16 protein-coding genes are annotated in these 15,280 nt (G+C 62.3%); 4 read left to right on the top strand and 12 right to left on the bottom strand.

Annotated features, from left to right (window positions below; genetic code table 11):
* Nucleotides 1–18: 18 nt before the first annotated feature.
* The 4 genes from NKH83_RS23240 to NKH83_RS23225 form a co-directional block, all read right to left on the bottom strand.
* Nucleotides 19–2,619, bottom strand: coding sequence for a TRAP transporter permease (locus NKH83_RS23240; protein ID WP_352807711.1), 2,601 nt, complete (start codon nucleotides 2,617–2,619; stop codon nucleotides 19–21).
* A 56-nt stretch (nucleotides 2,620–2,675) separates the two neighbouring features.
* Entirely contained in the window at nucleotides 2,676–3,629 is a 954-nt protein-coding gene (locus tag NKH83_RS23235) for a TAXI family TRAP transporter solute-binding subunit (RefSeq protein WP_352807778.1), read from the bottom strand.
* A 94-nt stretch (nucleotides 3,630–3,723) separates the two neighbouring features.
* On the bottom strand, nucleotides 3,724–5,055 hold the full coding sequence (locus NKH83_RS23230; RefSeq protein WP_352807709.1) for an aspartate aminotransferase family protein: 1,332 nt from the start codon (nucleotides 5,053–5,055) through the stop codon (nucleotides 3,724–3,726).
* Nucleotides 5,052–5,957, bottom strand: a complete 906-nt coding sequence (locus tag NKH83_RS23225; RefSeq protein WP_352508688.1) for a MurR/RpiR family transcriptional regulator — start codon at nucleotides 5,955–5,957, stop codon at nucleotides 5,052–5,054. Before NKH83_RS23225 ends, NKH83_RS23230 begins: the two co-directional genes overlap by 4 nt.
* A gap of 95 nt (nucleotides 5,958–6,052) precedes the next feature.
* Between NKH83_RS23225 and NKH83_RS23220 the strand changes: the two genes are divergently transcribed.
* Together NKH83_RS23220 and NKH83_RS23215 are read left to right on the top strand one after the other, a co-directional pair.
* Nucleotides 6,053–6,901, top strand: coding sequence for a beta-keto acid cleavage family enzyme (locus tag NKH83_RS23220; RefSeq protein ID WP_352807707.1), 849 nt, complete (start codon nucleotides 6,053–6,055; stop codon nucleotides 6,899–6,901).
* A 167-nt stretch (nucleotides 6,902–7,068) separates the two neighbouring features.
* Nucleotides 7,069–7,461 (top strand): GFA family protein, encoded by a 393-nt coding sequence (locus NKH83_RS23215; RefSeq protein ID WP_352508686.1) that lies wholly within the window; start codon nucleotides 7,069–7,071, stop codon nucleotides 7,459–7,461.
* 31 nt (nucleotides 7,462–7,492) lie between these two features.
* Here NKH83_RS23215 and NKH83_RS23210 read toward each other — a convergent pair whose 3' ends face one another.
* Complete coding sequence (locus NKH83_RS23210) at nucleotides 7,493–9,001, bottom strand: winged helix-turn-helix domain-containing tetratricopeptide repeat protein (RefSeq protein ID WP_352807776.1); 1,509 nt, start codon at nucleotides 8,999–9,001, stop codon at nucleotides 7,493–7,495.
* 155 nt (nucleotides 9,002–9,156) lie between these two features.
* Here NKH83_RS23210 and NKH83_RS23205 point away from each other — a divergent pair, with 155 nt between their 5' ends.
* On the top strand, nucleotides 9,157–9,399 hold the full coding sequence (locus NKH83_RS23205; protein ID WP_254818534.1) for a DUF1127 domain-containing protein: 243 nt from the start codon (nucleotides 9,157–9,159) through the stop codon (nucleotides 9,397–9,399).
* A gap of 82 nt (nucleotides 9,400–9,481) precedes the next feature.
* On the opposite strand, the gene NKH83_RS23200 is transcribed toward NKH83_RS23205, so the two are convergent.
* Together NKH83_RS23200 and NKH83_RS23195 are read right to left on the bottom strand one after the other, a co-directional pair.
* Nucleotides 9,482–9,691, bottom strand: coding sequence for a hypothetical protein (locus NKH83_RS23200; RefSeq protein ID WP_352807704.1), 210 nt, complete (start codon nucleotides 9,689–9,691; stop codon nucleotides 9,482–9,484).
* A gap of 146 nt (nucleotides 9,692–9,837) precedes the next feature.
* Nucleotides 9,838–10,200 carry a VOC family protein gene (locus NKH83_RS23195; RefSeq protein WP_352807702.1) on the bottom strand — a complete coding sequence of 121 codons (363 nt, stop codon included), beginning with the start codon at nucleotides 10,198–10,200 and terminating at the stop codon, nucleotides 9,838–9,840.
* A gap of 261 nt (nucleotides 10,201–10,461) precedes the next feature.
* Here NKH83_RS23195 and NKH83_RS23190 point away from each other — a divergent pair, with 261 nt between their 5' ends.
* Nucleotides 10,462–11,232, top strand: coding sequence for a helix-turn-helix domain-containing protein (locus NKH83_RS23190; protein ID WP_352807700.1), 771 nt, complete (start codon nucleotides 10,462–10,464; stop codon nucleotides 11,230–11,232).
* A 107-nt stretch (nucleotides 11,233–11,339) separates the two neighbouring features.
* Here NKH83_RS23190 and NKH83_RS23185 read toward each other — a convergent pair whose 3' ends face one another.
* From NKH83_RS23185 to ehuB, 5 genes are read right to left on the bottom strand one after another with little or no spacing between them, the layout of a single operon-like run.
* Nucleotides 11,340–12,068: a GntR family transcriptional regulator gene (locus NKH83_RS23185; RefSeq protein ID WP_254818531.1), complete on the bottom strand. Its 729-nt coding sequence runs from the start codon at nucleotides 12,066–12,068 to the stop codon at nucleotides 11,340–11,342.
* Nucleotides 12,065–12,844: an ectoine/hydroxyectoine ABC transporter ATP-binding protein EhuA gene (gene ehuA / locus NKH83_RS23180; protein WP_302895675.1), complete on the bottom strand. Its 780-nt coding sequence runs from the start codon at nucleotides 12,842–12,844 to the stop codon at nucleotides 12,065–12,067. The genes NKH83_RS23185 and ehuA overlap by 4 nt, the downstream gene beginning before the upstream one ends.
* Entirely contained in the window at nucleotides 12,841–13,500 is a 660-nt protein-coding gene (gene ehuD, locus NKH83_RS23175) for an ectoine/hydroxyectoine ABC transporter permease subunit EhuD (RefSeq protein WP_352688823.1), read from the bottom strand. Before ehuD ends, ehuA begins: the two co-directional genes overlap by 4 nt.
* The gene (gene ehuC, locus NKH83_RS23170; protein WP_352476742.1) at nucleotides 13,497–14,225 is read right to left on the bottom strand and encodes an ectoine/hydroxyectoine ABC transporter permease subunit EhuC; all 729 of its coding nucleotides are present in this window, start codon (nucleotides 14,223–14,225) and stop codon (nucleotides 13,497–13,499) included. The genes ehuD and ehuC overlap by 4 nt, the downstream gene beginning before the upstream one ends.
* A gap of 54 nt (nucleotides 14,226–14,279) precedes the next feature.
* Nucleotides 14,280–15,149: an ectoine/hydroxyectoine ABC transporter substrate-binding protein EhuB gene (ehuB, locus tag NKH83_RS23165; protein WP_352807697.1), complete on the bottom strand. Its 870-nt coding sequence runs from the start codon at nucleotides 15,147–15,149 to the stop codon at nucleotides 14,280–14,282.
* Nucleotides 15,150–15,280 lie beyond the last annotated feature (131 nt).

Below are 15,280 nucleotides of genomic sequence, written 5' to 3'. Positions count from 1 at the left end.
CTTCCGCTCACAAGACGCTTACGGGCCGACTGTCCGCCTTCGCCGCTTCTGAACCCAGAAGACGAGACCGAGCAACAGCAGGGCTGGAATCGCGAACCAATAGCGCGACGGCCGCTCCGCGGGCACTAGCACCTGGTTGATTTCGTCGCCGGGCTGCAGGCCGAATTTGGCCGCCTGGCTGCCCAGTCGCACGACGCCGACCGTCACGCTGTCGCCGAGCGCGCTGACGTCCAGCCCCACAGCCTTCAGGCGTTCGGCCGATGAATTTGCGGGCCCGAGTTGTAGCCGAACCAGCTTCGATATCTCATCGCCGTTGAGGTTCAGTGTCGTCAGGCGCAGGCGAACCGCTCCGCCTTCGGCTGTCTCGTCGACGATACGGCTGAGTTCGGAGGCAGGCACTGCCCGATAAGGTTCGCTCACCTGATCGAGCAACAATCCCGGTCTGAACAAGATGAAACAGGCCAGAAGCAACGCAATCGTCTCGTACCAGCGGTTGCGCACGAGCATCCAATTCTGCGTCGCTGCTACAAACGAGACCATGGCCAGCGTCGATGTCACGACCATCGCAACGAAGTCGAACGGCCCTTCGAGATCTATCATCAGCAGCCCGGTGTTGAAGATGAAGATGAACGGCAAGAGGCCGGTACGGATCTCGTACTTGAAACCCTGAATCCCGGTCTTCACCGGATCGGCGCCTGAAATTGCGGCAGCAGCATAAGCCGCCAGCCCCACCGGCGGCGTCACGTCCGCCATCAGCCCGAAATAGAAAACGAACATGTGGACGGCGACCAGCGGCACGGCAAGATCGTTCTGCGCCGCCAAATCGACGATGACCGGCGCCATCAAGGTGGCGACGACGACATAGCTCGCGGTGGTCGGCATGCCCATGCCGAGAATGATGCAGATCACCGCGGTGAACAAAAGCATGACGATGAAGCTGCCGCCCGAGATGAATTCGACGAGCTCGGTCATCACCAGCCCGATGCCGGTGAGCAGAACCGTGCCGACGATGATGCCCGCCGTCGCAGTGGCAATGCCGACCGTCGTCATGTTGCGCGCAGCGGCGGACAGGCCGCCGACCAGATCGTCGAAACCGTGAAGCCAATGCCGTGCCAGCGCTCGGTCCTTGCGGAAAAAGGCGGTGAGCGGCCGTTGCGTGACGATCAGCGCCATCAGGGCGACAACGCCCCAGAATGCCGAGAGGCCCGGCGACAGCTCCTCCACCATCAGGCACCAGATCAGCAGGATCACCGGAAGCAGAAAATGCAATCCGGTGCGCGCCGTCTCGCCGAAGTGCGGAATCCTGACGATCTCGCCCTCCAGATCCTCGAGCGGCAGGTCGGGATAGCGCGCCCGGTAGGCGACAAGGCCGATGTAAACCGCGATCAGTGCGGCAGTGATCATCCAGGTCGCGGCCGCGCCGAAAACGATCTTCGTCCAGCCAATGCCGTAATAGACAAGCCCTGCGAGGACGATGAAGCCGCATATGCCCATCAGCCCGCGCAGCGCACCCTGAAATGCGGAGTGCGTGCGGCGTGACGGCAGGCCCTTCATCCCTGTCTTCATCGCCTCGATATCGACGATGTAGAACAACGAGCCGTAGGTCAGCAGCGCCGGATAGAAGGCGTGCTTGACCACCTCGGCATAGGAGATGCCGACATATTCCGCGATCAGGAACGCGGCGGCGCCCATCACCGGAGGCATCAGCTGACCATTGACGCCGGCCGCGCATTCGATGGCACCCGCCTTCACCGCAGAATATCCGACCCGCCGCATCAGCGGGATGGTGAAGGTTCCGGTGGTCACGACATTGGCGATCGAAGAGCCGGAAATCATGCCGGTCAGGCCGGAAGCCACGACACCGGCCTTGGCCGGACCGCCGCGGTATTTGCCGAGCAGCGAGAAGGCAAGCTGGATGAAAAAGCCGCCGGCGCCGGCGCGCTCCAGCAATGTTCCGAACAAAACGAACATGAAGACGACATTGGTGGACACACCGAGGGCGACACCGAACACCCCCTCGGACGTCAGCCACATCTGCGAGGCTGCGCGCGATAACGTCGCGCCCTTGTGGCCGAGCAGGCCAGGAAGGTGAGGCCCGGCGAAAATATAGATCAGCATGATCGCCGCGATGACAGTGATGGCAGGCCCGACGGCGCGACGGGCGGCCTCGAGCAGGATGAGGACGCCGGCGATCGATACGACCAGGTCAGCTGTGGTGGGAAGACCCGGCCGGTGGGCGATATCGCTATAAAAGACCAGCAGATAGAGGGCGGACGCCGCCCCGGCGATGCCTAGCACCCAGTCGGGTAGCGGCACCCGGCTGCGCGATGAGGTCTTGAAGGCCGGAAACGTCAGCATCGCCAGAAACAAGGCGAAGGCCAGATGGATGGAGCGGGCGATGCCGTCGCTGACAACGCCGAAATTGAGCATGAACGGAAGGGGCGAGGCATACCAGAGCTGGAACAGCGACCATGCAAGCGATACGCCGAGGATCAGCTTCTCGGTGCGGCCGGTCGGCTTGCGCCCACCGGTGTCGGCTTCCGCGACGATCTCGCTGAGCTTGTCGATGTCGATAACGGGTTGGTCAGGCGCTGCCGCCCGCTGGCTTTGATCTGTCATCGTTCCCCACATTTATTTGCGATGCGAGGCGCCCTTGGCGCCTCGCATTGAAGGCCTCAGAGCCAGCCCTTCTCCTTGTAATAGCGCTCCGCGCCCGGATGCATTGGCGCCGACAGACCGGTCTTGATCATCTCCTTGGAATCGAGATTGGCGAAAGCCGGATGCAGTTTCTTGAAGTCGTCGAAATTTTCGAAGACCGACTTCACCAGTTCGTAGACCACCTCATCGGGCGTGCTGGCATTCGTCACCACGGTGGCGCGGACGCCGAATGTCTTCACGTCGTCCGGGTTGTTGGCGTACATGCCACCCTTGATGGTGGCGACTGAATAGTACGGATGAGCTGCCAACAGCGCGTCCACTGCCGGACCGGTCAGCGGGATGAGTTTGGCGCCGCAGGCCGTGGTCGGATCCTGGATCGCGGCGGAAGGATGACCAACGCCGTAGAAGAAACCGTCGATCTTGTTGTCGCACAGCGCGCTGCCCTGCTCATCCGCCTTCAGCTCCGCGGCAGGCGAGAAATCGCCGAGCGTCCAGCCCATCTGCTTCAGCAACTCCTCCATCGACGAGCGGGTGCCTGACCCGGGGTTGCCGACGTTGAAGCGTTTGCCTTTGAAGTCCTCGAATTTGGTGACGCCGGCGTCCGGCCGCGCCAGCACGGTAAACGGCTCGGGATGGACGGAGAACACGGCCCGCAGATCCTTGAACGGCTTGCCGTCGAAATTTCCGGTCCCCTCATAGGCCTGGTACTGGACGTCCGATTGGGTCAAGCCGAAATCGAGGTCGCCGGTCTGGATGGAGTTGACGTTGAAGACCGAACCGCCGGTCGACTCGGTTGAGCATCGGATGCCGGTTTTCTGCCGGTCCTTGTTCATCAGCCGGCAAATGGCGCCGCCGACGGCATAGTAGACGCCGGTGACCCCGCCGGTGCCGACCGTGACGAAGCGCTGCTCGGCTCTGACGGACGGCAGCGCCAGCAGCATGCAAGCCGCCGCGCCGATCAGGGTTTTCATCGAACTGTACATGGTTGCTACCTCTCTGGTGGGTGTCCCGGCCCATCGCCGATGACGCGTTGGAACTGGTTTGAGGCGGTCCGCGTCGTGCGGGTCAGGCCACTGAAGCGATCGCAGCGTCGATCGCCTCACCGAGCCGTTCGACGATCCGATCGATATCCTGTCTGGAAATGATGAAAGGCGGCGCCACAAGCACATGAACGCCCCGCACACCGTCAATCGTCCCGGCCATCGGATAAATCATCAGGCCGCGGGCCATTGCTTCGCGCTTGATGCGAGCGTTGAGTTCAAATCTCTGGTCGAACGGTTCCTTGCTGGCGCGATCGACCACCAGCTCGATTCCCCTGAACAGACCTCGTCCGCGAATGTTGCCGACGTGATCGTGATTATCAAAGCGCTGGTGCAGGCGTTCGTCGAGCTGCGCGCCCATTGCGCTGACGTTGTCGAGCAGGCGGTCGCGCCGGATGACCTCCTGCACGGCAAGGCCGGCCGCCGCCGCCATTGGATGCCCCATATAGGTATGTCCATGCTGGAAGAAGCCCGAGCCCTGGGCAAAGGCGTCGAAGATATGCCGGCCAAGCAGCACCGCGCCGATCGGCTGGTAGCCTCCGCCGAGCCCCTTGGCGATGGTCAGCAGGTCGGGAGCGATGCCGTCCTGCTCGCACGCATGCAGCGTGCCGGTACGGCCCATGCCGCACATCACTTCGTCGAGAATGAGCAGCACGCCGTAGCGGTCGCAGATCGCGCGAATGTGCTTGAAATAATCGGCGACCGACGGCACGGCGCCGAGCGTGGCACCCACCACCGGCTCGGCGACAAAGGCGATGACCTCGTCCGGGCCGAGTTCAAGGATCTTGTCTTCGAGCTGCCGAGCGGCGCGCGCCGCATAGGCTTCGTCGCTTTCGCCATGCTTTTGATAGCGATAGGCGTAACAGGGGTCGATATGGTGGGTCTCGATCAGCAACGGCCTGAACTGGGCGCGCCGCCATTCGTTGCCGCCGGTGGCGAGAGCGCCGAGCGTATTGCCGTGATAGCTCTGCCGGCGTGCGATGAGATGGCGCCGTTGCGGCTCCCCTTTCTCGACGAAATATTGCCTGGCCATCTTGAGCGCGGCCTCGACCGCCTCCGAGCCGCCGCTGACCAGATAGACGTGGTCCAACCCTTTCGGCGCGTCCTCGACCAGCCGATCCGCCAAGCGCTCCGCCACCTCGGTGGTGAAGAAGCTGGTGTGTGCGTAGGCGATGCGGTCAAGCTGGGCGTGCAGCGCGGCGATCACGTCGGGATGACCGTGGCCGAGGCAGGACACCGCGGCGCCGCCCGACGCGTCGATATAGGACTTGCCCTCGGCATCGAACAGTTCGATGCCTTGGCCGCGAGCGGCGACCGGCAGCGTCGAGTGGATGGTTCGATGAAGAATGTGTGTCATCGACGGTCCCTCATGGGCATTTTCTTCGGCGGACGCTGGTTCAGATGGGTCTTGAGGGCGGCGCCCTGCTCATCGAAACGTCGCAGCGACTCAACAGCGCCCTCGCCTGCCTGCCCTGCGACAAGAGCACCCAGGACCTCAGCAACGATGAAAGCTGGCGTCATGGTGTGGAAAAAGGACGGGCTGCCGGTCGGCACGACGACCAGGTGATCGGCAAGCAGCGCCAAGGGCGCTACCCCGCTGTCGGTGATCGCAATGACCGGTACGCCGCGGCCGGCAGCGTACTCGACAAGCTCGATGGTGAAGCGCGTGTAGGGCAGGACGCTGGCGGCGATCAGCACGTCGTCCCTGGTCGCATGGGCCAGAGCGTCGCCATCGGTTCCGCCGATGCCGTGCAGCAGCACCGATTTCTCGCCGATCAGCGACAGGATGTAATGCAGATGCCAGGCCACTGCGTGGCTCGAGCGCAGGCCGAGGCAATAGACGCGCCTTGCCGCACTGAGCGCCCTGGCCGTTTCGACCAGACGGTCGATCGACCTGCGTTCGGCGAGATGGGCAAGCTGGCTGGAAATCGAATCCAGAATATCGGCCGCCAGCGCGTGGTCGCCCTTGAGCTTTTGGCTGGCGACCTGAAGGCCCGCCTTGCCGGCGAAACCGATTTCGCCGTCCCGGATCGCGGCGGCGTAGATATCGCGTACCGCCTCGTAGCCATCAAGGCCGAGATGCTGGGCCAGCCGCGTCATCGTCGCCGGCTGCACTCCTGCGTGCCGGGCCTGCTCGCGCATGGACAACAGCGCGACATCATACGGCTTATCAAGGACATAGCGCGCGGCGGACCGAAGCTGCGCCGACATGCCGTCGAAGGCAGTGACGATCTGTCCAGCAAGCTCTTCCTGGTCCATGGATATTGCTAGCTCGCCAGACCAGCGATTGCAACGTCTGTTTCAGTGTGATCAAAGATGATTCATATGAATCTTGTCGCTTACAGAACGTTCCCATGAAGCCGGCCCATGGTGTCGACGGCATCGCCATAGCCGTCGCCCCGAACGGGGGACGTCGCAGCAAGGCCGACCATCCGGCGATTCCGCTGACACCAGCCGAACTTGCGAGGACGGCCGCGGAATGCGCCGATGCCGGTGCGGCTATGATCCACGTTCATGTCCGCGACCGAAGCGGCAATCATCTGCTCGACGCCGACGCCTACCGCCAGGCGATCGCCGCCATCCGCGGTGCTGCCGGCGACCGCTTGGTAATCCAGATCACCTCCGAAGCACTCGGTATCTATTCGCCGGCCCAACAGATGGCCGTCGTACAAGATGTGAAGCCGCAAGCTGTCTCCCTGGCGCTTCGCGAAATCGTTCCTGATGCCGGATCGGAACTCGCCTTCGTGCGCTTCATGGCCTGGCTGCACACCGAGGGGGTTGCGCCACAGATCATCCTCTATTCGCCCGAGGAGGCCGTCAGGCTTTCGGACATGCAGCAACGCGGACTGACCCCTTGGGCAAGCATACCGGTTCTCTACGTGCTGGGCCGCTACACGCCGGGACAGACGTCCGTTCCTGCCGATCTCTTGCCATTCCTCGCGGCGAACATGCCGCGCTTCGACCATTGGAGCGTCTGCGCCTTCGGCCGCAACGAAGCGGCGTGCGTGACCGCCGCCGCGTTGCTTGGCGGCCATGTCCGGGTCGGCTTCGAAAACAATCTTTTCCTTCCGAACGGCAGCATGGCCTCGTCCAACGCCGAGGCGGTAGCGACGGTCGCACGCATACTCGCCGACTGCGGCGTCAAGCTCGCCTCGGCCGCCGAGTTGGCGGCTCAATGGAACGCGCCGTTTCGTTCCATATGACAAACCAAAGCCTATTTTCGGCGGCAAGCTCGCGCAAGGCATAGAGAGGCGGCTGCAATGTCGTCGCCACCGAAGAACGACGTGTCCCCGCCCGCGGCGCGCCGATTGCAACAACAGTGCCGGTCGTTGTAACCATTGCGGCCGCTTGATTTTGGAGGAGACGCAGCATGGACCGATTCACCGGCGGTTGCCTGTGTGGCAACGTCCGAATTGTCGCGTCGGGGCGCCCATACCGGGTCGGTCTTTGTCACTGTCTCGACTGCCGCAAGCATCATGGAGCCCTTTTTCACGCTTCCGCGATATTTCCCGAAGATGCGGTGACGATCGACGGCGAAACACGCGACTATGCCGGGCGGTTTTTCTGTCCCCGCTGCGGCTCGACCGTTTTCGCCCGCACCGCCGACGAAGTCGAAGTGAACCTCGGATCCCTGGACGCGCCTGACCAACTGATGCCAACTTACGAAAGCTGGATCATCCGTCGCGAGTCCTGGTTGCCGCCGTTTCCGCTCACGAGACGATACGAGCGCGATCGTGACGCCACGGGTCGCTTTGAGGAATAGGTCGCACGAACCGTGCGACGGCGCCGGCGCGTCACTCCGGAAGGCCGGCCTTACGGAAGCCGTCAACGAAATGCTCAAGCGTCGCAGCGTCGCGGAATGGCTCCGTCGCCGCCCAGTGGCGGGTTGTGAAATGCGGGTTGCCGACGAGAAACAGTTCGACCTCTGCGCGCGCCTCGTCGAGCCGGCCGAGTTGGGCAAGGCTTGCCGCCAGGAAACGGCGTGAGCTTGTACGATAGGTCTCGTCCCTGCGCAGTGTCTCGACAGCGGCTTCGTATTCGCCGGCTGCATATTGCGCCTGGCCGAGCGCGAGATAATACCAACTTGCCGGGAACGGATTCAGCCGGAACGCCTTGCGAATGTGCTCAAGACCCTCCTCGACCCGTCCGGCCAGGACCACGATGTCGGACAATGCCGCCCAGGCATCGGCCTCGTTCGGGTCGAGCTCGATCGCCTTGGCGAATTCCGCATCCTCCTCGGCGAAGCTGCGCTCGTAGGCAAGCAGGTAAGCCAAAACCCAGCGGCAGCCGGCATCGTTGGGGTCGATCGCCACGGCTTTGCGCGCCAGTTCCAAAGCAGCGCTACGGGATGTTTCGGTTGGTCCGCCGGAATGCACCCATCCCATCCAGTGGTTCATGGCAAGCCAGCGATAGGCCTCGGCATATTCCGGATCGAGCGAAACCGCGCGGGTGAGCATCAGATGCGCTTCCTGCGCCGTCTGCGGCGAATCATCCATCAGCTTGCGCGCCCGCACGCAGAGATCGTAGGCCTCGAGATTTTGGGGCCGATTGCGCGGCGGCGGTGCGCGCAGCTGGCCGAGTAACGCCGCGACGATCTTGCCGGTGACCTCGTCCTGAACGGCAAAAATATCTTCCAGGCTGCGATCGAAGCGTTCCGCCCATAGATGATCGCCACTCACCGCGTCGACCAGATGTGCGTTGATGCGCACGTGCCCCGCGGAGCGCCTTGCGCTACCCTCCAGCAGGTAGCGCACACCAAGGTCCTGTGCGATCCCGCGCACGTCCATCGCCTTTCCTTTGTAAGCAAACGCCGAGTTGCGTGCGATGACGAACAGGCCGGAGACCCTCGACAAGTCGGTGATCAGGTCTTCGGTCAACCCGTCCGCGAAGGATTCCTGCTCGGGATCGTTGCTGACATTGACGAAGGGCAGCACGGCTATCGATGGTTTGTCGGGCAGCGGCAAAGGTTTTCGCTTCGCGACGCCGAGCTGTTTGACGGCGCTCGTGAAGCGGTAGCCGACGCGCGGAACCGTGGCGATCCATTCACCGCCGTCGGCGGCCGGGCCAAGCAGCTTCCGCAGCAGCGCGATCTGGACGGTTAGGTTGCCTTCCTCGACGGCTGTACCCGGCCACGCCGCGTCCATCAACTCAGTCTTTTCAAGGATTTCGCCGGACCGTCCGACGAGCGCCGCAAGCAGCTTTAGCCCGCGGTAGCTAACGGCAACGGGGACATCGTTCCGAATAAGCGTTCCCGCACCCGGATCAAGCACGAACGGACCAAAGGCAAAGCGCGATCCCTGCATACGGCGCATCTATAGCCCGTTTGGAAGTTTTGAGAACTATTTGGGAGAGCTTAATTACGGCGCGGTTCGTATCCTGCAGAATTCAGCCTCTTTCAGGTCGAGGGCCCCACACTCGCAAAATCGTATGGGCCCCCTCAAACCATATGGAGGTTGCCATGAACGATATTCCCACCTTTGCCTCGGCCCCGCTTGAGGCAACGCGGCCGGCGGAAGCATCGCCTCGGCGCTACAGCCTGGCGACGCTGCGAAGCATTATCGCGGCCTGGCGCGAGCCGACACGCTTTCGCTGGGATCTCAAGCGATTGGCGGAGACCAATCCCCATCTGATCGACGATATCGGTCTGACGAGACGACAGGCCGAGGAAGAGATCGCCAAGCTGCCCTTCTGGCAGCGATAGGCGAATGCTGTCAAGATGCCGGATCGCCAACGACCAGCGGCTGGCGGCAGACGAAGACGAAGCCGCCGCCCCGAAATGATGATCACAGGCTAGTGGTCGCGGCGACAATCAACCCGCCCAAGACGGCAACATTGGTGAAGCCGGTACGAAGCGCTTCGCGTTCATCGCCGCTGTAGGCCAGAAGTTGAGCGCCATGAAACGACGCCGCAATGGTGGATACGGCCAACGCCGCGGCGGGAAAGGGTCCACCCAAGGCCGTTGCGAGGCAAAGGCCGCCTGCAATCTCCAGCACCGGTCCGGCCGCGAGAAGAGGCTTGGGAGCAGGAAGCCCCGCGCGGCCAGGGACGCTGCAATCGCCCGGAATCTGAGGACATGCTCGGCGCCCGCCCATCTCAAGACGCCGCCGAGCAAAACCAACCCGAGGTGGGAGGAACGCGATCATTCATTGCTGCCATCTTCGGTGTAAACCGCTAGCTCGTAACCGTCCGGGTCCGCGAAATGAAAGCGCCGGCCGCCGGGGAAGCCATAAATCGGCCTGACGATCTTGCCCCCCGCTTCCTCGATACGCTTGACCGTTCCCGGCAGATCATCGGCATAGAGAATGACGAGCGGGCCTCCTCCGGACCTCGCTGGGCCAGCAGCAAAGCCACCTGACAAGCGCCCGTCGTTGAACTCGCAATATTGCGGGCCGTAGTCGGTGAAGGTCCAGCCAAACGCCTTTCCGTAGAAGTCGCGTGACCGCTGAATGTCTTTCACGTTGAATTCGACATAGTCGATCCGTTGGTCGTTTTTGTTGCTCATGACGCATACCTCTCATGTGATGTACGACGCCGAAAGATAAGCACGCATCTCGCTTGCCTTATTGAACAGAACGGCCATTGACGTATGAGCCGCACACTGGCGATGCACGTCGCATCGCCCCCCACCTGCACTCTTCGTTCCGGCCGGAAGAAAACAACCGATTCTTGCAACCGTTCTCAATTGGAAGACGTTGTCTCGAGCGACGGCCGGGCGCAGCCGCTGCGCCGTAGGTTCACCGCCGCTAATCCGAAGGGGAGCGAGATGAGCGATCCCGTCCCAGCGCAGGCAACGGGTTCATTTCAGCAACGTCCAGCGTCGGCGCGGCTTCGCGGGAGCTTTGCTTCGGTGTGGGTGCATCGAATGGACCCGGCGGGCTCACCGCTAATCGTCATCATGCCCGACACGACGATCGATTTGCAATGGATCGGAGGCAGCTTCCGAATTGCCGGCCCTGACAAGGAACCGCAGACCGAGGTTCTAGCGGCGGACGAGGTCGTGATCGGCTTGCGCTTCCATCCTGCCGCGGCGGCGGCATGGCTCGGCGTGCCGCAAATCGAGCTGGTCGGCAAGAGGCTGTCGCTCGACGATTTGTGGGGGGCGCGAGCCCGCCGCCTCGCCAGCCGCGTGCGCCCCAGCGACAGTCTCGAGGATCTGGCCTGCTCGCTCCAACAGGTCGTCGCCGAGGAGATGCCCGCGACCGCGACCGACGTTCCCATGCAGGCGGCATATCGTTTGATCGAGCGCGGGCCGCCACCCGACGCGCCGCTCGTCCCTTGGTTGATGCGCGCGCTCGAGATGAGCGAAAGGACGTTGCGCCGGCGCTTCGACACGAGCTTCGGCTATGGCCCCAAGACGCTTGACCGTATCCTCCGCTACCAGCGCTTTCTGCGGCTTTCGAGCCGCTCCAGCAGCTCCACCGCCATGCTGGCGGCCGAAGCGGGCTATTCCGACCAGGCGCATCTTGTCCGCGAGAGCCGCCGCCTGACGGGAAGCACCCCGCGACAGATTCATCATCTGCTGCACTGCCAGTGAATTCTCGGCGCGTTCTTCGACCAGAGGAGACTGCTATGAAACCGCACATTCGGTTTTGACTATCGCTGTCGCCGACCTTGGCGGCCAGCACAACCCCGAGGGGCTGACTATGTTGCTCCATCCAGATTGGCCTCGCCTGCATGACGCATCATGCGGCGAAAGCTCATTGAGATATGCGCCCGCCTTATGTGCCCTATGGACTCCCAGTCACCGATCTCGGCGGCGGCAAGGACCTCTTCCATTTCGCGGCGGAACGCGGTGAACTCCTCGACAAGGCCCAATTGCGGCATCATCTTCAGGACGACGCGCGCGACCTGAAAATACAGGCGCTCGCTGATCTCGCGCAGCGGCTGGTTGCCGGTCATCGCCGTGAGCTCGTAGAAAAAATCCATGTTGAGGCGCAGGAAAGCGCGCTGGTCGGGATTGAGTATATCGGCATCGCAACGCGCGATGAGCGCCCGTATCCGGTCGAGATCGTCCGCCGTGCGCGGGATCGGCGAAAGCTTGCCGACGAGGAGCGCCAGCTCCAGGCGCAAATGATAGACCTGCTGCAATTCCTCGATATCGACATCGGTGACGATCGTGCCGACGCCGTGGACGGATTGAACCAGACCCTCGGATTCGAGACGCGCCAGGACACGCCGGACCGGCGTGCGGCTGATCTCGAATTCCTGGGCAAGTTCTTCCTCGGACAGATGGCTTCCCGGCGCATAATCGAGCAGGCAGATGCGGTCGCGCAGTATCCGGTAAATGCGTTCAAATCGCTCCCGGGCCGAGAGCGGACGTGGCGGCGCGGCGGTCACGGCTGTGGGCGTGGCATCTGTCTCAAGCGTCATCCAGCCTCCAGGACAGCGTGCAGGAACTGCCGTGTCCGCTCGTTCTTGGGGGTGCCGAACAACTCGCCTGGCGGCCCTTGCTCGCAGATCTTGCCCGCGTGGAAAAAGCAGACACGGTCGGAGAATTCCTTGGCAAATCCCATCTGGTGGGTGACCATCAGCATGGTGAGGTCATGCTCCCTACCAAGTTTTCGGATGACTTCAAGCACTTCGCCGACGAGTTCGGGGTCCAGGGCCGAGGTCACCTCGTCGAACAGCATGATCTTGGGCCGCATGGCGCAAGCGCGTGCGATGGCGACACGCTGCTGCTGACCACCCGAGAGCTGCGAGGGATAGTGGTCCTTCTTATCCGATAAGCCGACCATGTCGAGCAGTTCGGCGGCACGCGCCTCCGCATCGGCCCGCTTCATGCCGAGCACGGTTATCGGTGCCTCGATGCAGTTCTGCATCGCCGTCATGTGCGGGAACAGGTTGAACGACTGGAACACCATGCCGATCTTGGCGCGGATCTTGCGGATGTGGGCGAGATCGGCGGGAACAAGTTTGCCGTTCCTCTCCATATGGGTCAGCGGCTCGCCTTCAACCCAGATGACACCGTCATTGATCGTCTCCAGCGTCATCAGCATGCGCAGCACCGTCGTCTTGCCGGAGCCGGACGGGCCGATGATGGAGACCTTTTCGCCGCGTGCTATTTCCAGATTAAGCCCGTCGAGAACGGTTAACGTGCCGTAGCGTTTCGATACATTGTCGAAGCGAACCATCGGTTGTTCCGTCATCGCATGGTCCTCCGGTTGAGCAGGCCTTCGAGGGAGCGAATGAGCGCAGCAGAAACCAGGCTCATGGCAAGGAAGAACAGACCGACCAGCGTCATCGGCTCGGTGTAGCGGAAGGTTTCGGAGCCAATGATCTTGGCCGTCTGCATCAGCTCCAGCACGGCGATTGCGGACAGCAATGGCGTCTCCTTGAACAAGGCAACCAGATAGTTGCCGAGCGCCGGAACGATCGGCGGAATCGCCTGCGGAATGATGATGTCGCGGAACGTTGTCCAGGCCGAAAGATTAAGTGCGATCGAGGCTTCCCACTGGCCGCGAGGGATGTTGTCGAAACCGGCGCGATAGACCTCGGAGCAATAGGCGGCATAGTGGATGCCGATGGCCAGCACCCCGGCGGTGAAGGCGTCGAGCACGACACCGAATTTCGGAAAGACGAAATAGAGAAAGAATATCTGGATAAGCAGCGGGGTCGAACGGATCAGTTCGACCAGCACCGAAATTGTCCAGCCGGTCCACGGCACGGCGATACGGACGACGGCCAGCACCAGGCCAAACGAGGCGGCAAGTGCAAAGCCGATCAGCGTCGCCTCGATGGAAACGATGGCCGCGCGGGCGAGCACCGGCAGGATTTCAAAAGCAAATGCCCAGTCCCAGATCATGCTGCCTTCCCTCGCGCCAGTCCGATCGATGCCCGCCTTTCGAGAAGCCGCATGCCGATGGTGAGAACCAGCGACATTGCCAGGTACATCAAAAGGACAAGTGTGAAGATCGGAATGGTCTTGAACGTATTCTGGTTCATTTGCTGCGCCTTGAAGGCGAGGTCGGAAAGCGTGATCAGCGACACCAGCGCTGTCGATTTCAGAAGCTCGATGAACAGGTTGCCCCAGGGCGGGATCATCGCCACAAAGGCCTGCGGCAGGATGATCCGGCGCAACATCTGTGGCCGGCTCATGTTCAATGCCGTACATGCCTCCCACTGGCCGCGAGCGACCGAAAGGATCGCACCACGCACGACCTCCGACCCGTAGGCACCGACGTTCAGGCCGAGTGCCAGGACTGCCACCACGAAAGCGTTGATCGTGACGCCGAATTGCGGCAGCACGAAAAACAGCCAGAACAATTGTACCAATGCCGACGTTCCGCGGAAGATCTCGACATAGACCGTGGCCAGCCATCTGAGCGGCGTCGGGCCATACATCCGTGCAAGTGCTGCAAGCACGCCCATGACGATTGCGAGCAGGCTGCCGAGGACGGCGATCTCGATTGTCAGGACCGCGCCTTGCAGCAGCCCCGGCATGAACACTCGATAGCTTTCCTGTGTTGCCAAGGCGCCGATCACGACGAGCGCGATGACCAGCATGGCAACGAGCGTACGGATACCCATGCGATTCCCCCGGAGAAAAAGGGCGGCGCTTTCGCGCCGCCAGCAGTTGGGAACCTACTTGCCCGCGCAAAGCTCCGCGGTGGTCTTGTTGGGGAGGTAGTCCTTGCCGAAGCCGAGCGGCTCGACCAGCGCAATATGCTCCGGCGAACCGATGAACTTCTTCAGCTCGGCGTTGAACGCCTGCTGCAGGTCGGTGTCCTCCTTGCGGAAGCCGAAGCCGCCATGACCTTTCACCGATTTGCCGGCAACCTCGCCGAAGGGCTTGGTCGATTCGACGCCGTCGGCTTTCTTGGCCATATCGGCGATCGAAAGAGCGGTCAGCGCAGCAGCGTCGGCGCGGCCCGACTGGACGGCCGCGACCAGGCTGGACTGGTCAGGCAAGGAGACAATCTGCCCACTGGCAACGCCCGCTTCCTTGGCGAAGCCGCCTTCGACGGCGCCGGCCATCACGGCAAGCTTGAGATCCGGATTGTCCTTGATGCTGGAAAAATCCTTGATGCCTTTCGGATTGCCTTTTGCCACCAGCATAGCCTCGCCGATGCCGTAGGACGGCTCGGAATAGTTGATCTCGGCGCAGCGCTTCGGAGTGATGAACATGCCGGCGGCGATGATGTCGAAGCGGCCGGCCTTGAGACCTGGAATGAGCGAGCCGAATTCGGTCAAAACACCGTCGACCTGCGGTATGCCCATCTTGGCGAGCACCGCCTTGGCGACTTCCGGCGCCTCGCCCGTCAGCTTGCCGTCAGGCGTGGCGTAACCGAACGGCGCCTCGTTGGCGAAACCGACGCGGATGTAGCCGTCCTTCTTGGCCCGTTCGAGGGTGGTTTCCGCGTGAGCGGATAGCGACGTCAATGACGTCGCGGCGAGCGCGATGCAGGCAGCCGCTTTCACGACCATGCGGCGCGATATCGATGATTTGAGCATGCTTTTCTCCCATTGGACAACTGTGGATGGTTCCCAGGGCGCGGCCTTCTTCGAGGTCGACGCCTGCTTGATAAGACGTATACAACTGCCCTGGACATTTCGCAAGCAGAGATATAGAAACCATGAAAATT

Origin of the sequence: Mesorhizobium sp. M0909, from assembly GCF_040319515.1 — a bacterium.
In the GTDB taxonomy this organism is placed as follows: Bacteria; Pseudomonadota; Alphaproteobacteria; order Rhizobiales; family Rhizobiaceae; genus Mesorhizobium.
The sequence above is the reverse complement of the archived record's forward strand: the minus strand, read 5'-3'. Positions and strand labels throughout refer to the sequence as shown.

Coding starts and splice junctions, on each gene's coding strand:
- NKH83_RS23240 (WP_352807711.1), bottom strand. CDS start 2,619: ATGACAGATCAAAGCCAGCGGGCGGCAGCGCCTGACCAACCCGTTATC.
- NKH83_RS23235 (WP_352807778.1), bottom strand. CDS start 3,629: ATGAAAACCCTGATCGGCGCGGCGGCTTGCATGCTGCTGGCGCTGCCG.
- NKH83_RS23230 (WP_352807709.1), bottom strand. CDS start 5,055: ATGACACACATTCTTCATCGAACCATCCACTCGACGCTGCCGGTCGCC.
- NKH83_RS23225 (WP_352508688.1), bottom strand. CDS start 5,957: ATGGACCAGGAAGAGCTTGCTGGACAGATCGTCACTGCCTTCGACGGC.
- NKH83_RS23220 (WP_352807707.1), top strand. CDS start 6,053: ATGAAGCCGGCCCATGGTGTCGACGGCATCGCCATAGCCGTCGCCCCG.
- NKH83_RS23215 (WP_352508686.1), top strand. CDS start 7,069: ATGGACCGATTCACCGGCGGTTGCCTGTGTGGCAACGTCCGAATTGTC.
- NKH83_RS23210 (WP_352807776.1), bottom strand. CDS start 9,001: ATGCAGGGATCGCGCTTTGCCTTTGGTCCGTTCGTGCTTGATCCGGGT.
- NKH83_RS23205 (WP_254818534.1), top strand. CDS start 9,157: ATGAACGATATTCCCACCTTTGCCTCGGCCCCGCTTGAGGCAACGCGG.
- NKH83_RS23195 (WP_352807702.1), bottom strand. CDS start 10,200: ATGAGCAACAAAAACGACCAACGGATCGACTATGTCGAATTCAACGTG.
- NKH83_RS23190 (WP_352807700.1), top strand. CDS start 10,462: ATGAGCGATCCCGTCCCAGCGCAGGCAACGGGTTCATTTCAGCAACGT.
- NKH83_RS23185 (WP_254818531.1), bottom strand. CDS start 12,068: ATGACGCTTGAGACAGATGCCACGCCCACAGCCGTGACCGCCGCGCCG.
- ehuA (WP_302895675.1), bottom strand. CDS start 12,844: ATGACGGAACAACCGATGGTTCGCTTCGACAATGTATCGAAACGCTAC.
- ehuD (WP_352688823.1), bottom strand. CDS start 13,500: ATGATCTGGGACTGGGCATTTGCTTTTGAAATCCTGCCGGTGCTCGCC.
- ehuC (WP_352476742.1), bottom strand. CDS start 14,225: ATGGGTATCCGTACGCTCGTTGCCATGCTGGTCATCGCGCTCGTCGTG.
- ehuB (WP_352807697.1), bottom strand. CDS start 15,149: ATGCTCAAATCATCGATATCGCGCCGCATGGTCGTGAAAGCGGCTGCC.